Origin of the sequence: Serratia sp. L9 (assembly GCF_050632285.1) — a bacterium.
GTDB lineage: Bacteria > Pseudomonadota > Gammaproteobacteria > Enterobacterales > Enterobacteriaceae > Chania.
Map to the genome: position 1 here is coordinate 2,520,184 of NZ_CP192591.1, position 18,123 is coordinate 2,538,306.

At 53.6% G+C, this 18,123-nt stretch carries 13 protein-coding genes and 2 pseudogenes; 13 read left to right on the plus strand and 2 right to left on the minus strand.

The genetic code is table 11. From position 1 onward, the window contains the following. The first annotated feature begins 65 nt into the window (after nt 1-65). From ndk to ACQ86O_RS12000, 11 genes and pseudogenes are all read left to right on the plus strand, one after another. Nucleotides 66-491, plus strand: a complete 426-nt coding sequence (gene ndk, locus ACQ86O_RS11950; protein WP_431225381.1) for a nucleoside-diphosphate kinase — start codon at nt 66-68, stop codon at nt 489-491. 252 nt (nt 492-743) lie between these two features. Then, complete coding sequence (locus tag ACQ86O_RS11955; RefSeq protein ID WP_431225382.1) at nt 744-1,940, plus strand: bifunctional tRNA (adenosine(37)-C2)-methyltransferase TrmG/ribosomal RNA large subunit methyltransferase RlmN; 1,197 nt, start codon at nt 744-746, stop codon at nt 1,938-1,940. 97 nt (nt 1,941-2,037) lie between these two features. Next, on the plus strand, nt 2,038-2,787 hold the full coding sequence (pilW, locus tag ACQ86O_RS11960; protein WP_431225383.1) for a type IV pilus biogenesis/stability protein PilW: 750 nt from the start codon (nt 2,038-2,040) through the stop codon (nt 2,785-2,787). Then, nucleotides 2,777-3,742: a cytoskeleton protein RodZ gene (gene rodZ, locus ACQ86O_RS11965; RefSeq protein ID WP_431225384.1), complete on the plus strand. Its 966-nt coding sequence runs from the start codon at nt 2,777-2,779 to the stop codon at nt 3,740-3,742. The genes pilW and rodZ overlap by 11 nt, the downstream gene beginning before the upstream one ends. Nucleotides 3,743-3,789: 47 nt before the next feature. Next, nucleotides 3,790-4,911, plus strand: coding sequence for a flavodoxin-dependent (E)-4-hydroxy-3-methylbut-2-enyl-diphosphate synthase (ispG, locus tag ACQ86O_RS11970; RefSeq protein WP_431225385.1), 1,122 nt, complete (start codon nt 3,790-3,792; stop codon nt 4,909-4,911). A gap of 136 nt (nt 4,912-5,047) precedes the next feature. Then, the gene (gene hisS, locus ACQ86O_RS11975) at nt 5,048-6,322 is read left to right on the plus strand and encodes a histidine--tRNA ligase (RefSeq protein WP_431225386.1); all 1,275 of its coding nucleotides are present in this window, start codon (nt 5,048-5,050) and stop codon (nt 6,320-6,322) included. Nucleotides 6,323-6,335: 13 nt separating this feature from the next. Continuing rightward, a pseudogene (locus ACQ86O_RS11980) lies at nt 6,336-6,955 on the plus strand (YfgM family protein). An 11-nt stretch (nt 6,956-6,966) separates the two neighbouring features. Next, the gene (gene bamB, locus ACQ86O_RS11985) at nt 6,967-8,148 is read left to right on the plus strand and encodes an outer membrane protein assembly factor BamB (protein WP_431225387.1); all 1,182 of its coding nucleotides are present in this window, start codon (nt 6,967-6,969) and stop codon (nt 8,146-8,148) included. A 172-nt stretch (nt 8,149-8,320) separates the two neighbouring features. Continuing rightward, the gene (gene der, locus ACQ86O_RS11990) at nt 8,321-9,808 is read left to right on the plus strand and encodes a ribosome biogenesis GTPase Der (protein WP_431225388.1); all 1,488 of its coding nucleotides are present in this window, start codon (nt 8,321-8,323) and stop codon (nt 9,806-9,808) included. A 93-nt stretch (nt 9,809-9,901) separates the two neighbouring features. After that, on the plus strand, nt 9,902-10,858 hold the full coding sequence (locus ACQ86O_RS11995) for an AEC family transporter (protein ID WP_431225389.1): 957 nt from the start codon (nt 9,902-9,904) through the stop codon (nt 10,856-10,858). Between the two features lie 13 nt (nt 10,859-10,871). Next, a complete protein-coding gene (locus ACQ86O_RS12000) occupies nt 10,872-11,093 on the plus strand; it encodes a zinc ribbon domain-containing protein (protein ID WP_431225390.1) in 222 nt (73 codons plus the stop codon). A gap of 5 nt (nt 11,094-11,098) precedes the next feature. Here the strand turns inward: ACQ86O_RS12000 and ACQ86O_RS12005 are convergent, their stop codons facing one another. Beyond that, nucleotides 11,099-12,181: a LacI family DNA-binding transcriptional regulator gene (locus tag ACQ86O_RS12005; RefSeq protein WP_431225391.1), complete on the minus strand. Its 1,083-nt coding sequence runs from the start codon at nt 12,179-12,181 to the stop codon at nt 11,099-11,101. Between the two features lie 349 nt (nt 12,182-12,530). On the opposite strand from ACQ86O_RS12005, the pseudogene ACQ86O_RS12010 reads away from it, so the two are divergent. Together ACQ86O_RS12010 and ACQ86O_RS12015 are read left to right on the plus strand one after the other, a co-directional pair. Continuing rightward, nucleotides 12,531-13,829, plus strand: a pseudogene (locus ACQ86O_RS12010) (MFS transporter); the annotation flags it as partial. A gap of 19 nt (nt 13,830-13,848) precedes the next feature. Beyond that, on the plus strand, nt 13,849-16,212 hold the full coding sequence (locus tag ACQ86O_RS12015; RefSeq protein WP_431225392.1) for a TIM-barrel domain-containing protein: 2,364 nt from the start codon (nt 13,849-13,851) through the stop codon (nt 16,210-16,212). A 381-nt stretch (nt 16,213-16,593) separates the two neighbouring features. Here ACQ86O_RS12015 and xseA read toward each other — a convergent pair whose 3' ends face one another. Then, entirely contained in the window at nt 16,594-17,970 is a 1,377-nt protein-coding gene (xseA, locus tag ACQ86O_RS12020; protein WP_431225393.1) for an exodeoxyribonuclease VII large subunit, read from the minus strand. Between the last annotated feature and the right edge of the window lie 153 nt (nt 17,971-18,123).

Genomic DNA, 18,123 nt, shown 5'->3' on the forward strand with positions numbered 1-18,123 from the left:
CACTTGAGAAGGCCGGCACCCCACTTTCTGCCCGGCCTGTTTTGGAAGCTATAATAGAGGCCATCATGACCGTAGAACGTACCTTTTCCATCATTAAACCAAACGCAGTCGCTAACAATGACATCGGCGCAATCTATGCTCGTTTCGAGCGCGCGGGTTTCAAAATCATCGCTGCTAAAATGTTGCGTCTGACTCGCGAGCAAGCCGAAGGCTTCTACGCCGAACACAAAGGCCGTCCGTTCTTCGATGGTCTGGTTGAATTCATGACTTCTGGCCCGATCGTGGTTCAGGTTCTGGAAGCAGAAAACGCAGTACAGCGTAACCGTGACATCATGGGTGCTACCAACCCGGACAACGCACTGGCTGGCACCCTGCGTGCTGACTATGCCGACAGCTTCACTGCCAACGCTGTTCACGGTTCCGACGCAGTAGAATCTGCCCAGCGTGAAATCGCTTACTTCTTTAACGAAAGCGAAATCTGCTCTCGTTGATCTACCCGTCAGGGCATAAGTGGGTCTTTGCGTAGTGAAACCGGCGATTTACCGGCAGATACAATAAAAATGCCGTGAAAGCTGCTCAGACGTGGAAACCTGCTACTAAAATTTGTACAATGCCGCGCCCCAGGTGAGTCATCTCGTCTGGGGCGTGTTTTTCCCCGTCATATGTCAGGCACGGGCTAAATAACACACTTACTTTCCACTCCTTCGAGCCATAACGTGTAACAACGAGGCCAAGAGATCATTATGTTAGAACCCATCACGTCCGAGCACATCTTGTCTGAAAATAATTCATTGACCGATCAATCCCTTCAAACGGAACAGCCGGCTACGGCCAAAATTAACCTGTTGGATTTGAACCGCCAGCAACTGCGTGAGTTTTTCGCCAATATGGGGGAAAAACCTTTCCGTGCCGATCAGGTGATGAAGTGGATATATCACTATTGCTGTGACGATTTTGAGCAGATGACCGATATCAATAAGGTCTTGCGCAATAAATTGCAGAGTGTGGCGGAGATCCGTGCGCCGGAAGTGGCTGAAGAACAGCGTTCGGCTGATGGCACCATCAAATGGGCTATCAAAGTGGGCGATCAGCAGGTTGAAACCGTGTATATCCCGGATGGCGATCGCGCCACCTTGTGCGTCTCCTCTCAGGTAGGCTGCGCGCTTGAGTGTAAATTCTGTTCAACGGCACAGCAGGGTTTTAACCGTAATCTGCGCGTGTCGGAAATCATCGGCCAGGTCTGGCGTGCTGCTAAGATCCTCGGCGCTATCAAAGTGACTGGCCAGCGCCCGATCACCAACGTGGTGATGATGGGCATGGGTGAGCCGTTGCTTAACCTGAATAACGTGGTGCCAGCGATGGAAATCATGCTGGACGACTTTGGTTTTGGTTTGTCAAAACGCCGTGTCACCCTGTCTACTTCCGGCGTCGTACCGGCCTTGGACAAACTGGGCGATATGATCGACGTGGCGCTGGCGATTTCTTTACATGCGCCAAACGATAAGATCCGCGATGAGATCGTGCCGATCAACCGCAAATACAATATTGAAACCTTCCTGGCAGCGGTGCGCCGTTATCTGGAAAAATCCAATGCCAACCAGGGGCGGGTTACCGTTGAGTACGTGATGCTGGATCATATCAACGACAGCACCGACGACGCACACCAACTGGCTGAAGTGCTGAAGGATACGCCATGCAAGATCAACCTGATCCCGTGGAACCCGTTCCCAGGCGCGCCTTATGGCCGCAGCTCCAACAGCCGGGTAGACCGTTTCTCCAAGGTGTTGATGGAATACGGCTTTACGACTATTGTTCGTAAAACCCGTGGCGATGATATTGACGCAGCCTGTGGGCAATTGGCGGGAGAAGTGATCGATCGTACCAAGCGTACCCTGAAAAAGAAAATGGCTGGGGAACCTATCAACGTACGGGCGGTCTGAATCCTATAGCATGATTTTTTGTTATCTAACAGCCTGTTATGTGAGCAGCAATCCTTCAGGCGATCGGGTAACATCAGATAAGGAAATGAGTGCAAGCATGAAGCTGAAACTGTGGAGTGTGTTATTGGCCGCCAGTTTGCTGGCAGGTTGCTCAAGCTCGGGGCCGGACAAGGATGAACCCGCAGTCGCAGCCGGTCAGACGCGGTTGCAACTGGGGCTGGAGTATCTGAACCAGGGGGATTTGCCGGCGGCGAAGCAGAACCTGCAAAAGGCGCTAGACGCGGCTCCACAGGATTATCGTACCCAATTGGGCATGGCACTCTACTATCATCAGATTGGCGATAACGCAGCAGCGGAACAGCGTTATCAGCAAGCGCTCAAACTTGCGCCAGGCAATGGCACCGTATTGAATAATTACGGTGCGTTTCTCTGTAGTTTAGGGCAGTATGTACCGGCCCAACAGCAGTTTAGCGCTGCGGCACTGGCGCCGGAATATGGCCAGGTTGCCGACAGTCTGGAAAATGCAGGTTACTGTTTCCTGAAAGCCGGTCAGAATGATGAAGCTCGTAAGTTATTAACTCGCGCGCTGAAGGTTGATCCGGACAAGGGTGTTCCACTGTTAGTGGAGGCAGAAAAGCAATTTGGAGAAGGGAAGCGCACGCAGTCGCAACTTTTATTGGACAGTTATCAACATGTTCTGCCGGCTAGTGCCGAGAGTTTATGGTTACAGATCCGTTTCGCCGCGTTAGCAGGCCGCCAGGATAGCGTACAACGCTATGGCAAGCAGCTAGCGCGAAGTTTTCCACAATCCAAACAGTACCAGCAATTCTTAGCTAATGAATACTGAAGACTCCCAAGATAAAACCGTATCTATGACGACAGGCCAACGCTTGCGCCAGGCCCGTGAACAACTCGGGCTGAGCCAACAGGCTGTTGCAGAACGCCTGTGTCTTAAAATGTCTACCGTGCGCGACATCGAAAACGACAGCATTGCTGCCGATCTTGCTTCGACGTTTGTGCGTGGTTATATCCGCTCCTATGCCAAGCTGGTGCATTTACCGGAAGATGAGCTGTTGCCGATGCTGGCCAAACAGGCACCGATCAAAGCTGCCAAAGTGGCCCCGATGCAGAGTTTCTCTTTGGGTAAGCGACGTAAAAAGCGCGATGGCTGGCTGATGAGCTTTACCTGGCTTATCGTGTTTGTGGTCGTGGGCCTGACGGGAGCCTGGTGGTGGCAGAATCACAAGGTGCAGCAGGAAGAGATCGCCACTATGGCCGATCAGTCCTCTGCACAGCTTTCCCAGCACAATGAAGGCCAGTCAATTCCCTTGACCGACGGTAATGTGGATAACGGCGCTTCGGCTGTGGTGGATAACAGCACGGCACCTGCAGCGCTGACTGCTCCTCCGCAAGCTGCGGTGGATCAGCAAGCGGCTCAGCAGCCAGCAGTGGTTGCGCCAAGCCAGGCGACGATCCCGGATGCGACACCTGCAACTCCTGTTGTGCAGGGGCAACTGCCTACTGGCGCTGCGGATGTGAGTGCGGCGGCGGCGGATCCTAATGCGCTGGTGATGGATTTTTCCGGCGACTGTTGGTTGCAGGTGATCGATTCGACCGGTAAGTCTTTGTTCAGCGGCATTCAAAAGAGCGGTTCCCGGTTGAACCTGGCTGGAACGCCTCCGTTTAAACTGACCATCGGTGCACCGGCCGCAGTACAGATTCAATTCCAAGGTAAGCCGGTCGATTTAAGCCGGTTTGTTAAGTCAAACCGTGTTGCTCGTCTGACCGTTGCCGCGCAGTGATTGCGCGGCTATTGTCGTTATCTCAGAGCAGCAGTGGAGAGTAAGTGATGCATAACCAATCTCCCATTAACCGCCGGAAATCAACGCGCATTTACGTCGGTAATGTCCCTATTGGCGATGGTGCGCCGATTGCTGTGCAATCGATGACTAACACCCGGACCACCGATGTTGAGGCGACGGTTAATCAAATCAAAGCGCTGGAGCGCGTGGGTGTCGACATCGTCCGCGTTTCAGTTCCTACCATGGACGCCGCCGAGGCGTTTCGGTTGATCAAACAGCAGGTCAACGTACCGCTGGTCGCTGATATCCATTTCGATTACCGCATTGCATTGCAGGTTGCCGAATACGGCGTCGATTGCCTGCGTATCAACCCGGGTAATATTGGTAATGAATCTCGCATCCGTTCAGTGGTTGACTGTGCGCGTGACAAGAATATCCCAATCCGCATCGGTGTTAACGGCGGCTCACTGGAAAAAGACATCCAAGAAAAATACGGCGAGCCAACGCCTGAAGCGCTGCTCGAATCGGCTATGCGCCATGTCGACATTCTGGACCGTCTCAATTTTGATCAGTTCAAGGTGAGCGTAAAGGCGTCTGATGTGTTCCTGGCCGTGCAGTCTTACCGTCTGCTGGCAGCCCGTATCGACCAACCTCTGCATTTGGGGATTACCGAAGCTGGCGGAGCGCGCAGTGGCTCGGTGAAATCGGCCATTGGCTTGGGGATGCTGCTGTCTGAAGGGATTGGCGATACGCTGCGTATTTCGCTGGCGGCCGATCCGGTTGAGGAAGTGAAGGTTGGTTTTGATATTCTGAAGTCGTTGCGCATCCGCGCCCGTGGTATTAACTTCATTGCCTGCCCAACCTGCTCTCGCCAGGAGTTTGACGTTATTGGTACTGTCAATGCATTGGAACAGCGCCTGGAGGATATCATTACGCCGATGGACGTTTCCATTATCGGTTGCGTCGTGAACGGGCCAGGTGAAGCGCTGGTGTCTACGCTGGGGGTGACCGGTGGGCACAAGAAGAGCGGTTTCTATGAAGACGGTGTGCGTCAGAGAGAGCGTTTTGATAACGAACAGATGATTGACCAGTTGGAAGCGAAGATCCGTGCCAAGGCAGCGATGCTGGACGAATCCAATCGTATCGCCATCAATCTGTTGGAAGAGTAAATCAGACAGGTACGGCGGGTTTTTGGCCCGCTGTTTCATGATCCCAGGGGGCTTGATTGTGCATCCACATTGAACAGCGGGTGGCAAAGTCCCTATAATCGGGTTCATTTTTATATAAAACGGACAGAGAATTCACGTGGCAAAAAACATTCAAGCCATTCGCGGCATGAACGATTACCTGCCGGAAGAGACGGCACTGTGGCAGCGCATAGAAGGCACTCTCAAACAAGTGCTGGCTGGCTATGGGTATAGCGAAATCCGGTTGCCGATTGTAGAGCAGACCCCGTTATTTAAACGCGCCATCGGTGAAGTGACCGACGTCGTGGAAAAAGAGATGTATACCTTCGAGGATCGCAACGGCGAAAGCCTGACGCTACGCCCGGAAGGGACGGCTGGCTGCGTTCGCGCCGGTATCGAACATGGTCTGCTGTACAATCAGGAACAGCGTCTGTGGTACGCTGGCCCGATGTTCCGCTACGAGCGTCCGCAAAAAGGCCGTTATCGTCAGTTCCATCAACTGGGTGCGGAGGTCTTTGGCCTGCAGGGGCCAGATATTGATGCCGAGCTGATCATGCTGAGCGCGCGCTGGTGGAAGGCCCTGGGAATTGCCGAACACGTTAATCTGGAGCTGAACTCCATCGGTTCCCTGGAAGCACGAGCCAATTATCGCGATGCCTTGGTCGCTTTCCTGGAACAGCACCAGGAAAAACTGGACGAAGATTGTAAGCGCCGCATGTACAGCAACCCACTGCGCGTTCTGGACTCCAAAAATCCAGAAGTGCAAACCCTGCTTAACGATGCGCCGCGTCTTTCCGAGTACCTGGATGAAGAGTCTCAAGCTCACTTTGCCGGGTTGTGTGAACTTTTGCAGCAGGCGGGGATCCCCTATACCGTTAATGAACGTCTGGTGCGTGGCCTGGACTATTACAACCGCACGGTGTTTGAGTGGGTCACCAACAGCCTGGGTGCGCAGGGTACCGTTTGTGCCGGTGGCCGTTACGACGGTCTGGTTGAGCAATTGGGCGGCCGGCCGACACCTGGCGTAGGTTTCGCCATGGGGCTGGAACGTCTGGTGCTGCTGGTTCAGGCAGTCAACCCGGATTTCAAAGCGCCTGCGACTATCGATGTTTATGTTATCTCTTCCGGTGCCGGTACGCAGAGCGCGGCCATGTTACTGGCTGAGAAGGTGCGCGATGTTGCACCGCAGATTAAACTGATGACCAACTATGGCGGCGGCAACTTTAAAAAGCAGATCACCCGTGCGGATAAGTGGGGTGCTCGCATCGCGCTGATCCTGGGGGAGAACGAAGTAGCGGCACAGCAGGTGGTGGTGAAAGACCTGCGCAGTGGTGAACAAGAAACGCTGGCGCAAAGCGAAGTCGCTGCGCGTCTGGCTTTGATGTTAGGTTAAGGAGAAGGACACCGTGGAAGTCTATACCACTGAAAACGAACAAGTTGACGCTCTACGCCGGTTCTTTGCTGAAAACGGCAAAGCCTTGGCCATAGGTGTTGTGCTCGGTATTGGTGCCCTGGTTGGTTGGCGCTATTGGCAGAACCATCAGAACGACAGCATGATGGCAGCTTCTCAGTCTTATGAGCAGGCAAGCGTGGCCCTGGCCTCCGGTAAAGCCGAAGATGTCGCCGCGGCAGAGAAGTTTATCCAGGCTAACAGCAACAATTACGGCGTCTTTGCTGCATTGCAACTGGCAAAGCACTTTGTTCAACAAAATGATTTTGCCAAAGCAGAACAGCAATTGGTGCTGGCACAAAGCCAGGCCAAAGATGACAACCTGTTGGCGATGGTTAACCTGCGTCTGGCCAGTGTGCAGTTGCAGGAAAAAAGCTGGATGAAGCGCTGAAAACGCTGGATGGCGTGAAAGGTGAAGGTTGGATGGCAATGATGCAAGACGTGCGCGGTGACGTGCTGTTAGCAAAAGGCGACATCAAAGGTGCGCGTGAAGCCTACAGCAAGGGCATCGAATCCAATGTTTCTCAGGCGCTTGCGGCAATAATGCGCATGAAATTGAATAACTTGTCCAGCTAAGGGGAATTCCCATGCAATTGCGTAAAACACTCTTGGTCGGACTGGTTTCCGTCGCCATGCTGAGTGGCTGTTCGCTGTTTAGCGGCGAAGAAGACGTGGTAACCATGTCACCGCTGCCAAAAGTTGAAAATCAGTTCACGCCAAACAAAGCGTGGAGCACGTCGGTGGGTGATGGTATTGGTGAGTATTATTCCCACCTGCGCCCGGCTTATCAGGACAGCACCGTTTATGCCGCCGATCGTCGCGGTATCGTAAAAGCGATGGATCTGGCCGACGGTAAAGAAAAATGGAAGGTCGATCTCTCTGAGAGAACCGGCTTCTTCTCCAGCAACCAGCCCGCGCTGTTGTCTGGTGGCCTGACGGTGTCTGGTTCCAAGGTCTACGTTGGCAGTGAGAAAGCGGTGGTTTATGCGCTGAATACAGAAGACGGCCAGGAAGCATGGCAAACCAAAGTTGCGGGTGAAGCGATTTCCCGTCCGGTGGTTGCCGATGGCATGGTGCTGGTTCATACCACCAACGGTCAGTTGCAAGCATTGAACGAAGCTGATGGTGCCATCAAGTGGACGGTCAACCTGGATATTCCTTCGCTATCACTGCGTGGTGAGTCTGCTCCGGCTGTAGCTTTCGGTGCTGCAGTGGTTGGCGGTGATAATGGCCGCGTCAGCGCCGTGTTGATGCAGCAGGGTCAGTTGATCTGGCAGCAACGTATTTCCCAGCCAAGCGGTGCCACTGAGATCGATCGCCTGAACGACGTAGATACTACGCCGGTGATTGTTGACAACGTGGTGTATGCATTGGGTTACAATGGTAACCTGACCGCGCTGGATCTGCGTTCCGGCCAGATCTTGTGGAAACGCGAGATGGGCTCTGTAAACGATTTTATCGTTGATGCAGGCCGTATTTATGTGGTCGATCAAAATGACCGTGTGGTCGCGATGAACACCGAAGGTGGCGTTAACCTGTGGCGTCAGAGCGATCTGCTGCACCGCAACCTGACACCACCTACACTGTATAACGGCTACCTGGTTGTTGGGGATTCAGAAGGTTATCTGCACTGGATCAACACCACCGATGGCCGTTTTGTTGCTCAGGACAAAGTGGATAGCTCCGGCTTCCTGTCTGCGCCGGTGGTGGCTGGTGACAAACTGCTGATCCAGGCGCGTGGTGGTAAGGTTTACGCCTTTACCCGCTAAACGTTTGTATAGCCCTAAATTGCGGCTGGTGCTGTCAATTACGCCGCAGTTTTCAAGGTCTATGGATAACGGCTCCTGACGTCAGGGGCCGTTTCGTATTTTTAAGCTATGCTGCCGCTGTCTATTGCGCTGTATAGTAACGATTTGATTTTTAAGTAATGAGGCTTCAACCATGATACCTGTCGTCGCGCTGGTCGGGCGCCCGAATGTGGGTAAATCCACCTTGTTTAACCGTTTAACACAGACGCGCGATGCGCTGGTGGCGGATTTCCCCGGGCTAACGCGAGACCGTAAATATGGTCGTGCTGAAGTAGAGGGCAACGAATTTATCATCGTCGATACCGGGGGTATTGATGGGACAGAAGACGGCGTTGAAACCCGTATGGCTGGCCAATCGCTGTTGGCGATCGAAGAGGCCGATATCGTGCTGTTTATGGTGGATGCCCGTGCCGGGTTGATGCCAGCCGATCAGGGCATTGCACAACATTTGCGTAACCGTCAGAAGGCAACTTTCCTGGTTGCCAACAAAACCGACGGCATGGATCCCGACATGGCGACCGCAGATTTCTATTCTCTGGGGTTAGGCGATGTCTATGCGATTGCGGCTTCTCATGGCCGTGGTGTGACGCAACTGATTGAGCATGTGCTGGTACCGTTTATCCCGGAAAAACCCGAAGAGGTCGAACTGACTGAAGAGGAGGCTAATGCCGCCTACTGGGCCGAGCAGAACGGTGAAACGGAAGAAGGCGAGTATGAAGATCCGGAAGATGACTTCAACCCGCAGGATCTGCCGATCAAGCTGGCGATAGTGGGTCGTCCAAACGTTGGTAAGTCTACACTCACTAACCGTATTCTCGGTGAAGAGCGTGTGGTGGTGTATGACATGCCTGGTACCACCCGCGACAGTATCTATATCCCGATGGTGCGTGATGAGCGCGAATATGTGCTGATCGACACCGCTGGGGTGCGCAAGCGTGGCAAAGTCACCGAAACCGTTGAGAAATTCTCGGTAATCAAGACGCTGCAGGCGATCGAAGACGCCAACGTGGTGCTGCTGGTAGTCGATGCCCGTGAAGGCATTTCCGATCAGGATCTGTCGCTGCTGGGCTTTATTCTCAATAGTGGGCGCTCACTGGTGATTGCGGTCAACAAGTGGGACGGCATGAGCGAAGAAGATCGCGAGCATGTGAAAGAGATGCTCGACCTGCGTCTGGGCTTTGTGGATTTCGCCCGAGTGCACTTTATCTCTGCGTTGCACGGCAGCGGTGTCGGTAACCTGTTCGAATCGGTACTGGAAGCCTACGAATGTGCTACCCGTCGCGTTAACACCTCGATGCTGACCAAAATCATGCAGATGGCTGCCGAAGACCATCAGCCGCCATTGGTGCGTGGCCGCCGCGTGAAGCTGAAATATGCGCATGCGGGCGGGTACAACCCGCCAATCGTGGTGATCCACGGTAACCAGGTGTCCGATCTGGCTGATTCTTACAAGCGTTACCTGATGAACTACTTCCGTCGTTCACTCAAGGTGATGGGGACGCCGATCCGTATTCAATTCAAAGAGGGTGAGAACCCGTTTGCAGGCAAGCGTAACACCTTGACCCCGAACCAGATGCGCAAGCGCAAACGCTTGATGAGCCACCTGAAGAAGTCTAAATAAGAAAATAGGGCGTGATAATAGTGTCGCGCCCTATTTTTATCCCGCCTGAAGCGTTCTATTATCCTACTTTTATCGGCTCTTCGAAGGAATGTCATGTCCTGGGAAACCTGGAGTTTTGCCTTTAGCGTCACCGTGCCGAATTTATTGATGATGCTGCTGGGCATCCTTCTACGCCACTGCCGGCTGATGGACGACCGTTTTATCGACGGGGCAACCAGGCTGGTGTTCAATCTTGCCTTACCCTGTCTGCTGTTTTTCAGCATTGCCACCAACCACCCGCAGTTGCAGGATAACCTCTCTCTGGTGATTTATGGTGCGGCAGGCACGCTTGGCACTTTCCTGCTGCTGGAGATTGCCGCAAAGTGGCTGGTAAAGGATCCCCGCGAGCGCGGCGTGTTTGTGCAAGGGGGATTCCGGGCCAATACCGCGATTGTCGGCCTGGCCTATGCCATGACCGCCTACGGTGATGAAGGCATAGCGATTGCCTCTTTGTATCTGACCGTGACGGTGATCTTGTTTAACGTGCTTTCGGTGATCACGCTGACACGCAGCCTGCAAGGTGGGCAGGGGCAAAAGATCAAACGCCTTTCGCTGCTGCGTAGTATCGTGACTAATCCGCTGATCCTTGGGCTGCTGAGTGGATTGGCCTATGCACAGACCGGGCTTGGTATCCCACAGGTGCTCAAACAGACGGGAAGCTATATCTCCGGTCTTTCGTTGCCTTTGGCCTTGCTGTGTACCGGTGCCAGCCTCGATTTACGGGCGATGTTCCGTTCCTCCAACGTCGCGGCTCTGTCATCATCGGCAAAACTGTTCCTGGTTCCGGTATTAATGACGCTGGGGGGATGGCTGTGTGGATTTCGTGGCACGACGCTTGGCATCATCTTTATGTTCTCAGCAACGCCAACCGCTTCTGGCAGTTACGTAATGACGCGTGCGATGGGAGGCAATGCAACGTTGGCCGCCAATATTATTGCAATCACCACCGTTGGCTCCTTCTTTACCACCGCGTTGGGGATCTATTTCTTACGTTCGTGGGGCGTAATTTAAACCTGGAGGTACGATGGAAGCCTTATGTCCGGTCTGCACCCGGCCGATGAATTGGGTGAGTGGTCACTACCATTGTGAAGTCTGCAAAGGTAATTATCGGCAGCTTGCTGAATGCCCAGACTGTGGGCAGCCATTGCAGCAACTGAAAGCCTGCGGTGCCGTGGATTACTTATGTCAAAACGGCCACGGGCTGATCTCCAAAAAGCGGGTGATATTCAGCTACCTACCGATGTGACCCGCTTAGGCATCGTATAGCCGATGATGGTGAGTACTCACCGCCGGCGTGACCTTATTCGGGCTAAGGCGTTTTACCGAGGCCCGCACGGCCAACCGCCCATGCAGCAATAGATTGCAGGCCGGTGCATCTGGGCGCAGCATGCGGCGTTGCAACAGCGCAATAGCCTCGATGCCCAACTCATCACGCGGGACATGAACAGCGGTCAGTGGCACATCGTGGATCTCTGCCAGGTTAAAGCCATCCGTGCTCATCACCGAAATATTTCCCGGTACATTGATGTGCATTTTCTTAAGCGCGTTGACCGCCCCCACCGCCATAAAGTCACCCCCAGCCAGGATAGCCGTCGGCAACAGGTTATGATCGGTAATGCCATTGATAAAGGTCGCGACCGCCTGTTCTGCTTCTTCACTGCCAAAGCCAGAGGTGGTGACCAGATGCTGGCTGTCATCGAAGGGGATGTTGTGCCGCTGGTAGGCCTGCTTGATACCCGCCAGGCGCAGTTCCATCGTGTTGCGCCGCAGACATTGCAGATTGAGGATCCGGTTGTGGCCCTGCTGGAACAGATAGTTGGCAGAATATTCACCAATCAGCTGATGATCCGGGGATACGCTGTCAAGGCGCATCTGGTGGTCGGTGCAGTTAATCAGGATGCAAGGTTTATTCAGGTCGGCGGCTAACGTATGGATATGTTCATCGTCGATGCCGATGATCAGTACCGCTTCAGTTTGCGGGTCGTTCATCTTTTCCAGAAACAGCATGCTGTCGCTATGCTGCTCCTCCAGCCCGCAGTAACGGATCCTCACATCATGCTCGGCCAGCGCGGCGGTGATCCCCTGGATCACTTTGTAGTAGAAGATATCGGTACGCACATCGAAAGCACGTTGTGGTGCAAACACCATCACGTTGTTCAACATCAGTCTGCCATTGGAAAGCCCTTGCAGAATGCCATTGCGCTGCGCGCATGCCAACACCCGTTGCCGAGCCTCGGCACTGGTATTGGATTTCCCTGCCAACACGCGTGAAACGGTACTGATAGAGAGCCCGGTTTGCTGGGCAATTTCCTGTATTTTCAGCTTTCCGTTCATTTTGTGATCTCCTTCAAATTAGGCTGTGAAAATATTCTCACGCCAATTATCTGTCCTGTAGACGGGGTTACACGGCCATGATGGCGATATTTTAACTCACTCGTGAAAATTTTTGCAAAAATCAACGTTTCGCTCAGTCGCCCCGCTGGTTAGTCTGCGATGGTACACCAATTTTATAGATTTATCGGTCCAATTTATCGGGCTGGATTACAAGTAAAACAATTTTAAATCATAGGGTTGTCGCAGCTCTGAAGTGGTATTTGTGACTGATGTCATAAAAAACGCTGTTAACACCTCCGAAATCAAAATGTGCTCTACCAAAAGGCGGATTGTCGCCACGGAGAAAAAGATGAGTGTAGAAATCAATCAAACGGTCGCCCAAAGCAGTCGGCGTAAATTCAAATCACTACGCTGGTGGATGCTGGCCTTATTCCTGCTCGGTGTTACGGTTAACTACATAACCCGCAACTCTCTCGGTATCCTGGCGCCGGAACTGAAAACCAGCCTTAACATGACCACCGAACAGTACTCCTGGGTGGTGGCGTCCTTTCAACTTGCTTACACCCTGTTTCAACCGATCTGCGGTTGGTTAATAGACGTTATCGGCCTGAAGATGGGCTTCTTGATCTGTGCCAGCATCTGGGCCGTGGTATGCATGTTGCACGCCGGGGCGGGTAGCTGGTTGCAGTTGGCTATTCTGCGCTTCTTTATGGGCGGGGCAGAAGCCGCGGCTACGCCTGCCAACGCCAAAGCAATCTCTGACTGGTTCCCGAAAAAGGAGCGGCCGATTGCTGCCGGTTGGGCCGGGGTAGGTTTTTCCATCGGGGCGATGCTGGCACCGCCGATCATTGTTATTGCCCATGTTTCCTTCGGCTGGCAGGGGGCATTCCTGTTTTCAGGCGCCCTGGCTTTGGTCTGGGTCGTGTTGTGGTGGGTGTTTTACCATTCGCCGCAGCAGCACCCCAATCTGAGCCAGAAAGAATTTGATCTGATAAACGAAGACAACGAACCGGTGTTGCCAAAGTTACCCTTCTTCAAATCATTGGCAATCTTGTGCAAAAACAAAAAATTCTATGGTATAGCCATCCCGGCATTTCTGGCGGAGCCCGCCTGGGCGGTATTCAGCTTCTGGGTACCACTGTATCTGGCCACCGAACGCGGAATGGATCTTAAACAGATTGCCATGTTTGCCTGGCTACCGTTCCTGGCGGCGGATATCGGCAGCGTCGCCAGTGGTTATCTCACCACGCTGTACCGCAAATGGTTTGGTTGCTCTCGTGTGAACTCGGTTGTGGCCAGTTCGGTGACCGGTGCCTTCATGATGGTATCGCTGGCGTTTGTGGCTATCACCAAAGATCCCTTTATTGCTATTGCGCTGATCTCCATTGGTGGCTTTGGCCACCAGGTGATCTCCTGCATGTTGAGCGCGCTGGTGGTGGAGTCTTTCGATAAAAACCAGATGGCGACGGTGAACGGCATGCGCGGATCCAGCGCCTGGATCGCCAGCTTCCTGTTCACGCTATTGATTGGTGCCGTTTCCGACACCATCGGTTTCAATCCACTATTTATTGCCATGGGCTTCTTCGACCTGATCGGCGCCCTGTTCCTGATTGGCTTGATTGCCGAGCGTGGCAAAAAACCTCACCCACTGTTTAAGTTGGATCATTATGAAAACCTTAAAAAATTGGACGCTGGCGGGGCAATACGCCGACCATGTTGAGCTGCTGGTGGACGAGCGACACCTGTTCTGCCTGTACGTATTGGAAAACCACCTGTTTCGCGTGCTGATCAAACGCAATGGCGAGCTGGCTTTGGACCGTACCTGGAGTATTGCTCCACAAGAGGATGTGCCTTGGGAAGGAAGGGATCGCCTCAGCGTGGCCGGTTTCGACCTGCCGGGCTACCAGCTTCAGCGGCAGGGGGAAAGCCTGATCATAGCTACCCCACAACTGCGCGTGACGGTGCACCAACCGCTATGGTTGGAGTGGGAATATTGCAATGCGGCGGGGGCGTGGCTGCCATTGGCAGCGGATCGCCCAACCAGCGCTTATCTGCTTAATGCGCATGGCGATGGGGTTGCGCATTATCAGCGTCGGCACCAGGGTGAGCGTTATTATGGGTTAGGTGAAAAGGCTGGCGATCTGGAACGCACAGGTCGCCGTTTTGAAATGCGCAATCTGGATGCGATGGGCTACAACGCTGCCAGCACCGACCCGCTCTACAAGCATATTCCGTTTACCATCACCCGCCGTGAAGACGTCAGCTTTGGTCTGTTTTATGACAATCTGAGCAGTTGCTGGCTGGATTTGGGCAACGAGATTGACAACTACCATCTGGCCTACCGCCGTTATCAGGCTGAGGCAGGGGATCTGGATTACTATATGTTCCTGGGGCCACGAGTGCTTGATGTGACCAAAGCCTTTGTGCGCCTGACCGGCAAAACCCACTTTGGGCCTAAATGGAGCCTGGGTTATAGCGGTTCGACCATGCATTACACCGATGCGCCAGATGCTCAGCAGCAATTGCAGCAGTTTATTCAACTGTGCCGTCAGCACGCGATCCCCTGTGATTCGTTCCAGCTCTCTTCTGGTTATACCTCAATCAATAACAAACGTTATGTATTCAACTGGAACTACGACAAGGTGCCGCAGCCTAAGCAACTGAGTCAATCATTTCACGATGCGGGGTTAAAGCTGGCGGCCAATATCAAACCTTGCCTGTTGCAGGATCATCCTCAGTATCAGCAAGTTGCCGAGCAAGGTTTGTTTATCCGTGATTCGCAAAGCGACAGCCCCGAACGCTCCAGCTTCTGGGATGATGAGGGCTCCCACCTCGATTTTACCAACCCGGCCGCAGTGCGTTGGTGGCAGAACGGAGTGACCGAACAACTGCTGGAAATGGGCATCGATTCCACCTGGAATGACAATAACGAATATGAAGTCTGGGATGGCGAAGCGCGTTGCCACGGCTTCGGTAAACCTATTGCTATCAAACACATTCGCCCGGTGATGCCCTTGCTGATGATGCGCGCTTCGCTCGAGGCCCAGCAGAAGTTTGCACCACATATACGCCCTTATCTGATCTCCCGCTCTGGCTGCGCCGGTATGCAACGTTACGTCCAGACCTGGAGCGGCGATAATCGCACCAGTTGGCAAACTCTGCGTTACAACACCCGTATGGGGTTGGGTATGAGCCTGTCCGGATTATTTAACGTCGGGCATGATGTAGGGGGTTTTTCCGGCGATAAACCCAATGCAGAACTGCTGGTACGCTGGGTACAAAACGGCGTGATGCACCCACGTTTCACTATCCATTCCTGGAATGATGACGCCACGGTTAACGAACCCTGGATGTACCCGGCGGCTACGCCGATGATCCGTGATGCGATCAACCTGCGTTATCAACTGATGCCCTACTTCTACACGCTGTTGTGGCAGGCCAGCCATGAAGATGAACCCATGTTGCGCCCAACCTTCCTCGATCATGAACACGATCACCGCACCTTCAGTGAAAACGATGATTTTCTGATTGGCCGCGATCTGCTGGTAGCCAGCGTGGTGGAGCAGGGGCAGCGCCAGCGTGAGGTCTATTTACCGGATAACAATGAGGGTTGGTATTGCTTCTACAGCGGCCAGTGGTACAGCGGTGGCCAGAGCGTCGTGCTGGATGCGCCACTGGAACGTTTACCGCTGCTGGTGCGGGCCGGGGCAGGGTTACCGATGTCACAGCACCTGGGGCCTGTAGATCATACGGCTGATGATTGCCGCGAGCTGAGACTGTTCCCCACCAAGGGTTGCGGGCACTCTTCCGGGCTGTTGTTTGAGGACGATGGAGAAAGCCACGGTTGGCAGCAAGATAACGCACTGTGGCTGCGCTGGGAGGCAGTAAGTGACAGTCAACGTATTAAGCTGACCATCAACAGCGAAGGGCATTTCAAACCGGCGTGGCGGGAACTGAACATCGTGCTGCCTGCTGGCGAAACGCGTGAATTGTGGGTGAATGGTATCTGCCGTGACGGTTATGAGCTGTAGCTGAGGGCGCTATCTACCGGAACTGTCCCTTGATCGGTCTGCGGATCAGGGGACTTTGCGAGTCAGTACCAGAGTTATAACGCTCGTAACTTGCCCTGCCGGAGTCTATGGTAGGTTTTTTGCTGTTAAGTTCTGGATGGCCGATATAAAAAGCCATCACATCAACTCCGCTTGATGCCGTATCAAACCTATGAGCTGGTTAGCCCGAGTTGCAGGAACCGCGGGTGACACTATTACTGGCCGGATACACGGCTAACGAGCAACTGATATCGTTGATGAATGATATATTGCCGTTGGGGGACGCGGTTGCTCCAGAAACGTTTATCCGTGGACTGGCAAGGCGTACACACCGCATGAGGAGGCATTCATCACCATTAACAGCTAATCTGCCGTGCGTTTCTTGCGTGGTTTTTTCGCCACGGTGACGGTTTTCACTTCACTTTCAACCCAACCATCCTGCAGGCGGGTTTTCAGTATTTCCCCAATCTGTGCCTGTTTGGTGGTTTTCAGTAACTCACCGCGCGGTGTTTGCGTCACGCTGTAACCCCGAGCCAATGTTGCCAGCGGGCTGACTGCCTCTAACTGGCTGCAGGCGACACCAAAGCGCTGGCGATAGGCGTTGACTTGCCGCTCCATACCCTGCTGCAAACGGTATTCCTGCTGTTGAATGCGCTGTTGCAAACGGTGGATCCGGCTCATTGGCTGCACTTGCCCCAAGCGTTGCTGAACACGCTCGGCACGGCGTGAGGAGAGCCGCAGCTGCTGCTGCATCCCTTCTTCAAGGCGGCGTTGCAGTTTGAACAACAGGGTTTGCTGCCGTGCCAGACGCAGGTGTGGATGCTGCTGCTGCAAGCGGTGATTGATGCGGGTGAACTGTTGTTGGCGCTGGGCCAGATAATAGTCCATCGCCATTTCCAGCCGCTGTTGCTGTGACTGTAACTGGCGCAGTAACTCGAGTTGATTGCGGCTGACCAACTCGGCGGCTGCGGAAGGGGTTGGAGCCCGCAGATCGGCAACAAAGTCGGCAATGGTGACGTCAGTTTCATGGCCGACAGCGCTGACAATCGGAATACGGCTGGCAAAAATCGCCCGCGCTACTCGCTCGTCGTTAAAGCTCCACAAATCCTCCAGTGAACCGCCGCCACGGCCAACGATCAACACATCACATTCATCACGGCGGTTAGCGGTTTCGATGGCTTTCACAATCTGCAACGGAGCTTCAGCGCCTTGCACGGAAGTGGGATAAATCACGATTGGTAACGAAGGATCACGCCGTTGCAACACCTGCAGGATATCGTGCAGTGCAGCACCGCTGGCGGAGGTTATCACCCCAACGCATTTGGCGGGGCTTGGTAGCGGTTGTTTGAACTGTTGATCAAACAGGCTCTCGGCTGCCAGCCGTTGCTTCAACTGTTCAAATTGTTGCTGCAGCAGGCCATCGCCAGCGGGTTGCATGCTTTCGGCAATCAGTTGGTAATCCCCGCGTGGCTCATACAACGTGATGCTGGCACGTACCAGAACCTGCTGGCCATTTTGCGGGCGGAAAGTGGTACGGCGGTTGCTGTTGCGGAACATCGCGCATTTTACCTGCGCACGATCGTCTTTCAGCGTGAAATACCAGTGGCCTGAGGAGGGCTGAGAGAAGTTGGAGATCTCGGCGGAGAGCCAAATCTGACCCATTTCCATTTCCAACAGCTGTCGAACCGTCTGATTAAGGCGGCTTACGGTAAAAATGGACGGTGAAGTAGGTAGCGACATGTGACCCAGATCAAATTTCAAAACAACAACTTAATTGCTCGATATTACAGCTCGCGAAAAGGTAATCAAGAGTTTTTGTAAGAAAGTGCTGGAGGCAACCGATTACGCTCTGTATAATGCCACGGCAATATTTTATCTTTTCTGCATCCACCT

Bases quoted from the DNA above. Each gene is read 5' to 3' on its own strand.
- ACQ86O_RS12015 (WP_431225392.1), top strand. From the start codon at position 13,849: ATGAAAACCTTAAAAAATTGGACGCTGGCGGGGCAATACGCCGACCAT.
- ACQ86O_RS11995 (WP_431225389.1), top strand. From the start codon at position 9,902: ATGTCCTGGGAAACCTGGAGTTTTGCCTTTAGCGTCACCGTGCCGAAT.
- rodZ (WP_431225384.1), top strand. From the start codon at position 2,777: ATGAATACTGAAGACTCCCAAGATAAAACCGTATCTATGACGACAGGC.
- pilW (WP_431225383.1), top strand. From the start codon at position 2,038: ATGAAGCTGAAACTGTGGAGTGTGTTATTGGCCGCCAGTTTGCTGGCA.
- bamB (WP_431225387.1), top strand. From the start codon at position 6,967: ATGCAATTGCGTAAAACACTCTTGGTCGGACTGGTTTCCGTCGCCATG.
- der (WP_431225388.1), top strand. From the start codon at position 8,321: ATGATACCTGTCGTCGCGCTGGTCGGGCGCCCGAATGTGGGTAAATCC.
- ispG (WP_431225385.1), top strand. From the start codon at position 3,790: ATGCATAACCAATCTCCCATTAACCGCCGGAAATCAACGCGCATTTAC.
- ACQ86O_RS12000 (WP_431225390.1), top strand. From the start codon at position 10,872: ATGGAAGCCTTATGTCCGGTCTGCACCCGGCCGATGAATTGGGTGAGT.
- ACQ86O_RS11955 (WP_431225382.1), top strand. From the start codon at position 744: ATGTTAGAACCCATCACGTCCGAGCACATCTTGTCTGAAAATAATTCA.
- ACQ86O_RS12005 (WP_431225391.1), bottom strand. From the start codon at position 12,181: ATGAACGGAAAGCTGAAAATACAGGAAATTGCCCAGCAAACCGGGCTC.
- ndk (WP_431225381.1), top strand. From the start codon at position 66: ATGACCGTAGAACGTACCTTTTCCATCATTAAACCAAACGCAGTCGCT.
- xseA (WP_431225393.1), bottom strand. From the start codon at position 17,970: ATGTCGCTACCTACTTCACCGTCCATTTTTACCGTAAGCCGCCTTAAT.